The following is a 13,010-nucleotide window of genomic DNA, read 5'->3' on the forward strand; positions in this document are numbered from 1 at the left end:
GAGACTTTCTCCCTTAGGACTGCTGCAATCTAGTGGCCAAAAACATTTGGCCACTAGATTTAGCAAATTTGTACACCTATACCCCTTAACGGCTTAAATTAACAATATTATTGGTTTGTGAACTACCATTTTCATTTAAAATGTCAGACGATTTTCGATTCAACCACACGAGATCGCAAATCCCATCGGTAGGATTAAAACCGGTGGGCGCCTTAAGCATAAGTTCACGTATGGACTCATGATCGAAGCCATGACAAGCCATATCAAGCTTATCAAGCACAATTTTAAGATCGTCCCACATGAGACAAACTTCGTTCGCGGTCATTATCCGCTCATGGTCTGTCCCTTCAACGTTATCGCCAATCAACAGCTCTTCATAAAGCTTCTCGCCTGGACGAAGACCACTGAATTGAATTTCTATGTCACCGTCAGGATTGTGCTCATCCTTCACTTCAAATCCGGACAAACGTATCATCTTACGGGCAAGATCGACAATTTTAACTGACTGCCCCATATCAAGAACAAACACATCGCCCCCCTTACCCATAGCGCCAGCCTGAATAACTAGCTGGGATGCCTCTGGAATAGTCATGAAAAAACGAGTAATTTCTGGATGAGTTACAGTTACCGGTCCGCCGTTGGCGATTTGCTTACGGAATAAAGGCACTACCGAGCCGCTTGAGCCAAGCACATTTCCGAAACGAACCATACAAAAACGGGTTGAGGTGTGCTGTTTTGATAACGCCTGCAGTACTAATTCGGCCATTCGCTTTGTTGTGCCCATTACGTTAGTTGGGCGTACCGCTTTATCTGTCGAAATCAGCACAAAGGTGTCAACTCCGGCGGCGATCGCGGCCTGAGCACAATAAAGCGTACCAAAAACGTTGTTACGTACTCCTTCAACAACATTGTGCTCGACCAAAGGCACATGCTTATATGCTGCTGCATGATAAACAGTTTGTACCTTAAAGGCTTCCATGACGGCCTGAACACGATTTTGCCGCTGTACCGAACCCATCATAGGAAAGATATCAATAGTGAGACCGAGCTCATTTCTAATAGCCTGCAGTTCGCGTTCAATGGAGTAAAGACCGAATTCTGACAGTTCAAACAAAACTAACTTAACTGGAGACAATCTAATAATTTGTCGACAAAGCTCGGATCCTATTGAACCGCCGGCACCAGTCACCATTACGACTTTTCCGGTAATATTCGATGCCATCAAATCCGAACGTGGCGTTACCGAGTCCCGTCCGAGTAAATCCTCAATCTCAACTTCCTTTACATCACTGAACAACTTATTGCCGCTGACCAAATCGGCCATGGCTGGCAAAGTCATTACTTTAACCGCTAAAACCTCAAGTGCTTGTAAAATATGTTGACGCCTTGCCCTGCTTGCACTTGGCATAGCAAGCAGTACCCTTGTAGCCTGCTTTTGCTTAATCAGCTTACGAATTATCGAAGGCGAATGAACATGCAGACCTTGAATTACTGTGCCATGCAGGGTTTCATCATCATCTACGAAAGCTAATGGATGGTATTCGTGACTTTGTGAAAGAGCCATCGCTGTTTGCCTGCCACTCACGCCAGCGCCATAAATGATGACCGGTTCCCCTCGGCGACTTATACCATTACCCACCATAGAACGCATCATAGCTCTCGCCCCACCGACGAGTATCAAGGCAAAAGATGCATAAATTACCGGCACTGTACGAGGCAGGTCAACCGACAAAAAATAAGCCACACACACCATAGCCAGAGTACTTACAGCAACCCCAACCACAATTGCCGTCATCGCTTGGGTCCCAAGGTATCGCAACACCGCTCGATAAAGCCCAAGCTTGATAAAAGCAATGATGCTCATCGGGCAGACCAGCGCAATCAAAAGCCAAAACTGACTGTTAAGAACCACATTAACCGAGTCTAGTCTTACGATTAAAGCCAACCAAAATGACATGACTAAAAAAAATGAATCGACTGCAACGCTAACAATACGTTTATGCGCCCGCTTAAGTGAGAATAAAAACTGAAAAAGTTTCATTTGCAATCCCTATCAAAACAAATAAAGACAGACTAGATTTAATACTTTACTCGATCACCCTGCCCACTTCCTGAAACAGTCTTAATAATGTATTTGAAATATGTTTTTAATGACATATCAGCTATCATTCTAGCATCCGTTTCAGCTAGTAATTTAGGTGTTGACATGTCAATGTCGGAAACTTGTGCCAATCCGGTAATACCAGGACGCACCTCATAAACCCTCAACGTATCGCGCTCTGCAATCAGTTCGAACTGGTTGAATAAGTTTGGGCGCGGACCAACCAAACTCATTTCGCCTTTAAGCACATTCCAGAGTTGTGGTAGTTCATCAATCTTAGTTTTACGTAAAAACGCACCAAGTTTAGTGATTGAACTTGCACTAGCAAGATGCGAGGCAACAGACTGTGTGTCAACCGACATTGTGCGAAACTTAACGAGCTTAAACGGTTTCTTATGCCTCCCGACTCTTTGCTGCACAAAAATTGGCGAACCAGTGTCAAAAAAACCGATTATAGTGACGACGAGTAATACAGGCCACAAAAAAAGTAATCCCAAAAAGGCTGAAACGATATCAATCAAACGGATCATATATAAAATACTCTTTTTAATCATCTTTAAGAAAAGCCATTGACTCTTCCATTGTATAAGGTGGAGTCCAATCTAATATATCTTTTAAATTAGACGAGTCCACTTCTAAATCACCAATTAATTGCTCAACCATTTTTGATTTGCCAACGACTGTACCGATTAAGCGTATCAGCCAAATGAAAAGCGGCAGCTGAATTAATTTGTGGCCTTTTCCTTTTGCAATAGCATTTGTAAACTGCTTTATCGAAACAGTCTCTCCCTCTGAAGCAAGAAAAATATGACCGGCTGCGTTAGGATGTTTCACACAAGTAATCAACAGATCGACCAAATTCTGCACAGATATAAAATCACGCCTATTTTCAACAAGACTAAACGGTAAAACACGAATTTGGCTAACCAAACGAGACAACATACCAAAACTACCGGGGGCCTGAGGACCGTAGACTAAGGTAGGTCTAATGACAACCAATTCCATTTTCGTTTTAGAGGCAATTTTTTCTAAACCTAACTCTGCCAAATATTTAGATTGGGTATATTCATTATGAGGGCTTGGCTTGGATGTTGATAAAAACGGAGAACCTCTAGTAAACGTACCATTTACACCAATCGAGCTAACAAAAATGAACCGTTTAACACCTGCCTTCGCAGCCTCATTTGCTAGGTGAAGCGTACCATCTACATTTATAGATTGGTAATCTTGTAAATTGGTAGTTTTAGAGTGCGCAACTCCCGCCAAGTGAATAATTGCATCGATGTTTGTAAATGCACCATCCCAAGACGTTAAATTATCCAGCTTATCAATATAAAAAAAATCATCTCTATGGAACTTATTTTTCTGGCCTCTTATAACACGCCTAAACTTAATTTCCGGAGAACTAACGTGTTGACCTATAAATCCTGAAGCGCCAGTTAATAATACTTTCATAAAAAACTCTTGTAATTAACCAAATAATTCGAATTAAAGTTCAATGTAAGAACTACGACAATCTATGACATAAGAACTTTCACCGACTATCAACCAACAGGCCTTAAACTCCCACTGAGTTTTAACTTAATAAATTGAAACGCAAAACTCAGAAATTAACAAATCCAGTCCGAATGATTAGTCATTTTACAAACAAAACTAATATATAATCATTCAAAAAACCACACCATAAACTTACTACTTGTGAAAAATAAAAATCTTTATAAAACAAAAATCACCGACTTTTGAGCCTCAATAAATCTGCGTTTTTTCTTCGCTTTATAATCTCTCTACCAACAATAACGAAACGTTTCTCAATATACAACTCAGACAAATAAGAAAGTAGAACCGTTAAAGAAAACAATAACACTAATGACAGGAATGGATTAGATGGATTAAGATCGAACAAAATTGCTAACTGTATTAACGGAAAATGGATAATATAAAAACTATAAGAGAAATCAAACTTTATAACGTATGTTTTTACATAGTAGACAAAGTAAATAAGAATTACACTCAAAAATAGAGGGTAGACAGTAAATCTGAAATAAACATTCTCTCGGAACAAAATTACAAGAATCAGACTTAAGGTCACAACTTTATACTGACTAAATCTTCCAATTCTATCGAAATAAATATATGCTAATATGCCAGACAAGAAAAGCCTAATTTGCGCAGGAAACTGAAATAACATCCTCTCATTATTAAGCAAATGAAAGTAAATAATATATAATATAGAAAAGCTATAAATTAAACATAAAAACTTAAGTCCATACTTTTCGTATAGTTTAAAAAGCAATGGAACTAATACATAAAAAATTACTTCATTCTTAAGCGTCCATAAACTTCCATTAATCGCGTTAACTTCCAAGCCACTAAGTAAATCACCAACCGTTGGGGATATAAAATTCAAAAATAATATGTTTGATAAAAAATATTTATGCAAATCATAAATAGAACCATTTGAATAAAACGCAAAAAATAATGTTTGTAGCAGTATCAAGAAAAAATAAAGAGGAAAAATTCTGAAAAATCGTTTCAAATAAAAATTGATAATGTTATTGTCTGACTTATAGCTCCACCAAATTAAAAAACCGCTAACAATAAAAAACAAATCTATTGCCAAGCCACTGAGGTGAAACAAAAAGAAGTCATAACCACCATTAGTTAGGATGTTCCAGTGGGTAAAGAAAACAAGAAATGAAAGTACATTTCTTGTTAAGTCGAAGTTATTCGAGTTCTCTCTATTTATCATTACCGCCTCACACTATCATTGTATAAGATTTTTACAGTTTGAATAAAACTGTTTTCTTTTCAATCTGGTAAAGTCAATATGAAACCCACTTGCGACTCTAATTGAAGAAACAGACATTTTACTTAATATTTCCCTAGACGAGAGTACTTCACTCACTATCTTTTTAAGACTTCCCGATTGATTCAATCTAAACTGAAATTGTTCATCGACAATGCCCTTTAATCCTGGCAAATTACTACTAACTACTGGCACGCCTCTAGACATTGCCTCAATAACAGACCTTGGAAGCCCTTCAGAACGACTAGCTTGAATATATAGGTCTGTATGGTCCAATATGCTAATGACCTCGTCTCTTTTCAAGATTCCGTGACATATGATGTCAACATTATGAATTTTTAAGTTATCAATTCTCTGTTTCAACCCCTCATCGATTACGGGACCTATAATATTTAGTTCGATTTTATGACTAAAAGATAAATCTTCAAATTCATCTACAATAACATCGATACCTTTTCTATATGAAATCGCACCGACAGTGGTAACAACATATTTTCCATCTTTAGGTTCAAATAATTTTGCACTACTTATATTTTCAATGTGCACATTACTGACAATGTCACCATTATTACAATTCCATTTATCCTTTAGAAACTGCGCCACATACAATGCCCCGACTGCCCTAGGTATGCAAATTTTGCCGAGCAAATTGGAAACCACATCAACAACTATACCAAACCTTTTTTCTTTATACTGATCAGAATCAGATGCAACTTCAACGACATAAGGAAGCTTAAATAAATATGCAAATAAAATCAAAAACAACCCGGTACTGCTCGGATAATTAATTATCAATAATGAATCATTTTTTAGCAGTTTATAAAGATCCCTATAAAAGGAATAAGAAAAAAGAAATTTATAACCGCCTGTGTACTTACTTAAAAAGAAAGAATTAACATTCTCCAACTCTCTATAACCTTCAACATCTTCAACATCCGAAACTGAAGAACGAGAGAGCAAATAAATGTCATCAAATCCTGCGTCAAAAAATCTCCTTAGATAGTTATTATCAATTCCACCAGGAGTAAGTATTCTGCCACTCTGTGTTAACTTAAAAACTAAGGCGTGTGAAAAAATTATCTTTGTCAATTTATAACTCCGCTCCCTACTGCAAATAGGGTGTATTATTCATGGCTCTTATTCTACATATGCTTTGAAACTATATTGGGATAAAATTTGAAATCTGCATTTATAAGATATATCAATGTAGAACGATCGTTATTCTTTGAAAAAAACTAGCTTTTCTTATAAACAAATTTAGTTCGAATAACAAACCCAACCCCTAGCACAAAAATAGTATGAAAAACAATATTAAACAAATCAATACTCGTTAAGTATAATGGTTGCCTAAAGATAAAAAAACTGTAAAGGAAAACCCATTCTATTTTAAAATCACTTTTCACTAACCTTAGAAAAATAAAATAGACTAAATAACAAGATAAAAATACTCCTAGAAGTAAACCTATCCAACCGGCCTCCATATAGCCTGACATGTAAGACTCAGGCCATCCATAGTGTGGTAGGTCTGCTGGAACCATCGGAGGGGTTACCCGTTGCCCATCAGACATTGCAATGACGTAGACACCATTATCCACTACGGGCTTTTCGGGATAGATACCTCTAGGAAAAAATGCCAACAAGAAAGACACCAAACCAGCGCCATACCAAAAATCATTTTCTGAAAAATAAGAAATAATTACCGAATCTCGGATGATATAACTGAAGTATGCACCAATGACACTAAACCATATACTGAAAGGTATCTCAGATAGTTCCATTTCAATAATGCTTTCATAATTCCCAAACCTCAAAAGGCTAATAAATAAGGCACCAACAAAAAGAACTGATATGAAAACCAGAAGCTTTAAGCTAATTGAAAATTTTTGATGATAAAAATGAACATATATCAGACAAGTAAAAAGCAAAAATATAGGAGCTGTACGCCCCCCCAAGGAGAACAACGTCAACATTCCAAATAGCACTATAAAATAAGAAAATTTGGGTGATAGCTTATATCTATTCGCAAAAAAATACAGAGTGGCCAACTGAATAAAAAGCGTACAAAATTTAACTAAAGCACCATAACCTGCAAGCATTTCGGTACGGCTAGAGAAACTACTTACATAATTAGATATCCCTCCAGCACTCTGAAAAACAATTAGCAAAAAAATCAAACCAAAATTAAACAGAATTAAATATCCAAATGATGTTTTAGATATTGTCCATCCATCTTTAATTAATGTTTGATTGACTCGCATACGCTGACGAAACTTATAAGCAATATCGTGAGAATAAGAACTTCTTATTGGATAAGAACAAATCCAGAGAATGCCATAGGAAACTGAAGAGACTAAAAACGATATCAAAATTGCTTGCGAAATGTGCTCTTGTTCTGAAACCCCGTAAATGTCCGCAAGAGAAACTAATGAAGCATAATTAATTACAAGCAAACTTTCCATAAAAAACTTAATTAATGAATATAAAGAAGCCAATCCTGAAGGCGAAAAAATGCCTAAAGTTGATTTATACTCAAGAATTACGATTAACGTAAATGTTGCAACCCCCAAAAAAGGTAACCAATGAAGTTGCATAAAATCATTTACAACCCCGTACATTTATATTTGACACTCCAAAACAACCCCTTCAATATAATCGGCGAATGACGAGACCGAGTGCTTTTTTAACACGCGGGAAACAGAGTTTCTACGTTTGGGTGAATAATCGCATTTAATTTCTAACAACGCGTTTTTCAAACTTAATACACTGTTTTCAATTAAAACTGAGATTTCATCATTCAATAAAAATCTAGTATCCCCTACATCGGTGCAAATAATATTACAATTTGCAGCAAGTGATTCTAATAAAAACTGTGACGGATAATTCTCATAGGTTTGTAAACTCAAAGCTACTTTTGATAGCAATAGAACTTCATAAATATCCTTTATATAACCGAGGTATACTAACTTAATATTTTTTAATTTTATAGTCTTTACTTTGGATTCTAATGGGCCATTACCACAAATCAATACAGTGAAACTATGACCTTCTGAATCACATAATATTAAAGCATCTAAAAGAAGCTCCAATCCTTTTCCTTCAATTAACCTTGATGCAAAAACAAAATCATATGGCCTACTATGGAAATTTATGCGATTTCGTTCATCATCACTTATTAAATCGGCAATCCTAGAAAATGAACATGGCGAAATAGACATTTTCTTTTTCCGAAACTTTTCAATACCAAAAATGTTGGTCATATTAGTTGCTATGGATGGTGAAAGTGCATCAATAATATCAACCGACTGTATGGTTTTTTCCCAGAAGAACTTATTAAGCACAGACAGGTCTGAATTGCCACGAATTATAGAGTTGACTATTGATACACTAGTTGTACAACCTAATATTTTAAGCGTTCTAACCATCAAAAAAGAGTAAATTGATGGATTAACACAAAAATGAACATGTTTAACATTGTTTTTTCTTATGTACAGAAGTGAACTAAAAATAAACTTAAAAGGAGCTATAAATCTGCTCCCCTTAAGGTTCATATTGAAAACATTCGTATCCAACAATCCGTCTACTGACAAACTATCAAATAGTTCAGTATTTGTTATTAATAGTGGAACCTTACCTTTACTAAGGTAATATTCGTACAAATAATAATATCTGCGTTCGGCACCACCTGGCTTTCCCTTAGATATAACAAAGAAAGCGGTTTTGTTGATTATCGAATCCACGATTTAATTCTACCAATAAGTTGATTGAAAGGAACCTCTGAGTCATATGCATTATGACTCACTTCAGGCCTTTTCAAGTATTCCTCTAGATGTTTCTCATTCCAACCCATTTTTTTTAGAAAATAATCCTTATCAAGTTGCAGTTCTCTCTCGCTTGGATAAGGAGATGTTTTCAATAGCTCAATCCCTTCAGCTCTGCTAATTTGACCATTCACTACCAATGCACTTAAATGAGGCAACCTTTTATCAACTTTAAATTTTTCTGGCAGAATATAACCTTGGTAAAAGCGCGTGAAAACGGATTCATAATGTTTATATGGGTATGGCTTATATTTATAGTTCTCAACGAGCAATTCTTTAGCAGTTTCTTTGTTATATTGAAAATAGTCTAGAAAAGAAACCCAGTTGATCTTGTAAAATTGTCTGAATATAACCCTGTCCAATGTTGATATGTAAGGGAACGATTTATCACTTAATTTATTACCCAATTTAGAACCAATACTTTGGATATTTTTTTTATCATATTTATACCAGTTCCATCCTTTGGGCATTGGTATACCTTCTGTAGCATTATTTGTACCCGCCAATATATACTTTAAATTATATTTTTTGGCTAATTGGTAATTAACCGCGAGCATGGCATTATCATATAAAAGTTCAATATCAAGAACGTCTGCGTCAAAAAACGATTGCATCATTTCCCGGTATTCGTCCCAATCGATAACATGTGTGTATAGATCGACACCCAATGCACTTACAAGATTTGCAATATTATTCTGTGCTAGCTCAGAGTTCCATCCATTATCCATATGCACTGCTAATGGTCTTAGCCCTGCATTGACCGCAAGATGTAATGCATAACTACTATCTAATCCGCCGGACAGACCAATTATGCAATCGTAGGGTTTAGATTTTCCAGAAAATTTAACACTCTCAATAAAACTGTTTCTCTCTCTATCGGTCAATAATTCTCTTTTGTTTGCATTAACCATCGCATCACAAAAATTACAACCGTCTTCGGTTATGACAAATTCTGGCACATTTGAATTCATCAAACATCTTTTACACTCAATCATTTTTTCTAACATCCTTCATGATTTTATAGCCTCCACCAAAAGGGTAGCTAATTAATACTGCTCTATGCGGGCCATGAAACACAAAACAACTCCCACCCATTACCGCTGACGCTCCATGCATACTTGCATCAACTAACTCATGTGCGGACTTCATTCCGCCAGCAATGACAACCGGCATTGAAACGCTTTTAGCATACTGTAGTAATTCAAGATTTAATCCGCAAAGCTCACCATCTCTATCTACATCAGTAAGAATTAATTCACCGATATTGATATCTACGACAGAGTTAACGTGTTCTATCAAACTAAGAGATGTATTCTTTTTCCGTTCAGCATCGAAAACCTTTAGCTTCCCAAATATATTTTTTTTTGCATTAATGTTCACAACAACACTTTGAGAACCATAGGTTTCAACCAGTTGTTTTAGTAAAAATTTATTTGATACGGCGGCGGATGTCAAACAGACTTTTTCAATACCCAACTTGAACAGATTATGTGCATCTTCCTCAGTTTTTATACCACCACTATAGCAAATAGGAATAAAAGCCTCGGTGGCCATCTTATGAACAAGATCAAAATCGATGCCATTTTCAGTGGCAGTCATATCAGTGATAACTAACTCATCAACTGCTTTTTCATTGAATATTTTAATTGCATTGATCGGGTCACCTACATACTGGCTTTTTCCGAAACGCCTAGTCTTTACTAGTTTTCCGTTCTTAATTAGCAAATTAACAATAACACGGTTATTAATCATCACATGGACCCAAAACTTCTAAACATAGCCGCGCCGAATATATGACTTTTCTCAGGGTGAAATTGAACGCCCATTATATTCTCAACCTGAAAGGCACTTACAAAGTCAATACCATAGTTCGTTGTCAGGAATGCGTCAGTACTGTTGTTACAATCGACATAATAAGAATGAACAAAGTAAAAACGTGATTCTGATACAATGTCTGCGGTCAACGCTATAGATTTCTTAATGTTTACGTTATTCCACCCCATGTGAGGAGTTTTTTTAGGAGGAGTTTCAGATTTTCTAAAATCTCTGACAGTAGCGTCAATCCATCCCAATCCTGGAGACCTTCCCTCTTCACTAGATAAACACATAAGTTGCATACCAAGGCATATTCCCAATACCGGGACTTTGTCCTCAACAACCCTTTTATTTAAAGTATCAATAAGACCAGAACTAAATAATTTAGCCATACCTTTATCAAAACTCCCGACACCAGGAAGAACAATCTTCTCACACTCCTCTAGTTCGTTAGCATTTGATATCGCCTTGGCTTCATGCCCAACGTATTTAAACATGTTCAAAACTGAACCAATATTACTTATGCCGATATCTATCACACCGATCATAACTTTAACTCTCTTTTCCTATACTTTTCAAATGAAGCACTTGGAATAAAGCCAACATATTCAAATTCAGATTTGAAATCCTTTACTTTATCTACATCAAGTATCTTAATTACTTTAGCTGGGTTACCGACAAGAACACTTCCCATCTTTTGTACCGATTTTGTTACTACAGCACCAGCTCCAATCACGCAATAGTCAGGTATCTGAACACCGGGTAATATGGTTACATTCATCCCAATCCAACAATACTTACCAATTTTTATGCTGGGAAATTCAGTGTCAACGTGTCTGCTTATATCAAAGACATCATGATTTCTTGATATTATCCCGACGTTGCATGATATTTGTGTATAGTCACCAATAACAATTCCACCACCTCCTTGTATGTAACAACCTGGCATATACCCTGGACTTACATCTATTCCAATTACTATCTTTTCTGGAGAGGAGACTAGGCTAGAATGATGCACAGGCCAATATACTTTAGACTTTGTGATATATTGCAACAAGTGACGTAGCCTCACAGGCGTTTGTGATTTTCTCGTTTCTACCAAAATTTTTAATACCGGTATTTTTGATAAAATCTGCAATATATAATATTTCATGCTACTTTACCTTTACTAAACTGAATTGACATTACTGCGTAAATAAGATAAACCAAGCCAGAAGATATCGCTATAAAATAGACGGCCTTGATGAAATCGCCCAAAAGATAGCCGATATATATAGCTAAAACACTAGAGACAATGAAAAGCAGTTGACCATAAAGATCTAATTTGAGTTTATCAACAATATAGAAAGAAAAGCTCAATGGTGATGCAACTAGCTTTAATGCGAACATAGGCATCAATACTGATATAATCGGTAAAGCTGCTAACCAATCTTCTTTGAAGAAAATTCCAAATACAGTTGGACCCATAAAATAATATGCAAGCAACATCATTACAGCGAGTAAGAATAGAAACAAAAACATCTTTTGAGTGCTTTTGAAAAAGACTTTATTTTCTTTGTATTCCTTCACAGCCTCTCTACGATAAACATAACCTACAGCCATTGTTAAAGTGCCTAACGGTGACAAAATAAGTTTGAAAGCTAAAAAATATAGACCAGAGGATTTTTCATCAAAAAACATTCCAATTAAGTATGCTGGCAAAAGTAATGCGCTGGCATTTAATGCTCCTGATGGAAGATCAAACTTAACATAATTTTCATATTTTTTCAGTACCACAGGCATCTGTGTTAGACTTGTAAGTTTAACTTTATATTCAGAAGCTTTTAATATAAATCCTAAAACAAACATTGTTGAAAGCATATGAGAAGTTGCGAGCGGAAAAAGTACAGAATGATCTTTTGCAAGCCAAATAATTAATAAGAAAAAAATAGGAAATAAAATCCTAGAAATTGCTATTACCCAATACCGCTCCTTCAGGTTAGCTATCGAAATTGCCATATTTTGAATTGCAATCAGCAAAGAGGTAAAAGTAACTAATATTATCTCTATTTTAATTTTCTCAGAGAAAAATTGGCTTGCTAGCAAACCCAAAATGAATATCGATACACTGTTTATCAATGATAGTAGTATCAAAGAGTTTTTCTCTGATTCATCTGGATCCTGCATTAAGGCCATTTCCATTCTGAGTGTCATTAGCATAGGCATGAATGCAATAAAAAAAGCAAATATTGCATAATCTCCAAATGTGGCAGGCCCATACCAACTAGCTATAATAGGGAATGAAAAAAAATTTAGCGCTTGAGCTAAAACTCCTCCCGACAAGACTTTTAAGACATTTTTTAACAAAACATATCCCCATATAACTCAAATAACATACTAGCAGCCGATACAGTGATTCTTACCTTTAATATCATTAACGACTCTTCTTAAGCCTTATGTATTTGTTTTCAAACCTTCTATTGCTTTTCAT

At 35.9% G+C, this 13,010-nt stretch carries 12 protein-coding genes; all 12 read right to left on the reverse strand.

Translation table 11 applies throughout. The features are described 5' to 3' along the window. Window positions 1-85: 85 nt before the first annotated feature. Window positions 86-2,041 (reverse strand): polysaccharide biosynthesis protein, encoded by a 1,956-nt coding sequence (locus tag JYB85_RS11820; protein ID WP_207379461.1) that lies wholly within the window; start codon window positions 2,039-2,041, stop codon window positions 86-88. Window positions 2,042-2,079: 38 nt separating this feature from the next. Then, the gene (locus JYB85_RS11825; protein ID WP_207379462.1) at window positions 2,080-2,631 is read right to left on the reverse strand and encodes a sugar transferase; all 552 of its coding nucleotides are present in this window, start codon (window positions 2,629-2,631) and stop codon (window positions 2,080-2,082) included. A gap of 16 nt (window positions 2,632-2,647) precedes the next feature. Continuing rightward, on the reverse strand, window positions 2,648-3,556 hold the full coding sequence (locus JYB85_RS11830) for an NAD-dependent epimerase/dehydratase family protein (protein ID WP_207379463.1): 909 nt from the start codon (window positions 3,554-3,556) through the stop codon (window positions 2,648-2,650). Window positions 3,557-3,830: 274 nt separating this feature from the next. Next, the gene (locus tag JYB85_RS19075) at window positions 3,831-4,850 is read right to left on the reverse strand and encodes an acyltransferase family protein (RefSeq protein ID WP_207379464.1); all 1,020 of its coding nucleotides are present in this window, start codon (window positions 4,848-4,850) and stop codon (window positions 3,831-3,833) included. A 15-nt stretch (window positions 4,851-4,865) separates the two neighbouring features. Further along, window positions 4,866-5,996, reverse strand: a complete 1,131-nt coding sequence (locus JYB85_RS11840) for a glycosyltransferase family 4 protein (RefSeq protein WP_207379465.1) — start codon at window positions 5,994-5,996, stop codon at window positions 4,866-4,868. A 146-nt stretch (window positions 5,997-6,142) separates the two neighbouring features. Beyond that, on the reverse strand, window positions 6,143-7,522 hold the full coding sequence (locus JYB85_RS11845; RefSeq protein WP_207379466.1) for an oligosaccharide repeat unit polymerase: 1,380 nt from the start codon (window positions 7,520-7,522) through the stop codon (window positions 6,143-6,145). Continuing rightward, window positions 7,523-8,644: a glycosyltransferase gene (locus tag JYB85_RS11850; RefSeq protein WP_207379467.1), complete on the reverse strand. Its 1,122-nt coding sequence runs from the start codon at window positions 8,642-8,644 to the stop codon at window positions 7,523-7,525. Continuing rightward, window positions 8,632-9,696 (reverse strand): N-acetyl sugar amidotransferase, encoded by a 1,065-nt coding sequence (locus JYB85_RS11855; protein WP_207379468.1) that lies wholly within the window; start codon window positions 9,694-9,696, stop codon window positions 8,632-8,634. Before JYB85_RS11855 ends, JYB85_RS11850 begins: the two co-directional genes overlap by 13 nt. A 16-nt stretch (window positions 9,697-9,712) precedes the next feature. Further along, on the reverse strand, window positions 9,713-10,477 hold the full coding sequence (locus JYB85_RS11860) for a HisA/HisF-related TIM barrel protein (RefSeq protein ID WP_207379469.1): 765 nt from the start codon (window positions 10,475-10,477) through the stop codon (window positions 9,713-9,715). Continuing rightward, the gene (gene hisH, locus JYB85_RS11865) at window positions 10,477-11,088 is read right to left on the reverse strand and encodes an imidazole glycerol phosphate synthase subunit HisH (protein WP_207379470.1); all 612 of its coding nucleotides are present in this window, start codon (window positions 11,086-11,088) and stop codon (window positions 10,477-10,479) included. The genes JYB85_RS11860 and hisH overlap by 1 nt, the downstream gene beginning before the upstream one ends. Further along, window positions 11,085-11,693 (reverse strand): acyltransferase, encoded by a 609-nt coding sequence (locus tag JYB85_RS11870; RefSeq protein WP_207379471.1) that lies wholly within the window; start codon window positions 11,691-11,693, stop codon window positions 11,085-11,087. The genes hisH and JYB85_RS11870 overlap by 4 nt, the downstream gene beginning before the upstream one ends. After that, on the reverse strand, window positions 11,690-12,886 hold the full coding sequence (locus tag JYB85_RS11875; protein ID WP_207379472.1) for a lipopolysaccharide biosynthesis protein: 1,197 nt from the start codon (window positions 12,884-12,886) through the stop codon (window positions 11,690-11,692). Before JYB85_RS11875 ends, JYB85_RS11870 begins: the two co-directional genes overlap by 4 nt. Window positions 12,887-13,010: the final 124 nt, after the last annotated feature.

Source organism: Shewanella sedimentimangrovi (assembly GCF_017354965.1).
Taxonomy (GTDB): Bacteria; Pseudomonadota; Gammaproteobacteria; order Enterobacterales; family Shewanellaceae; genus Shewanella; species Shewanella cyperi.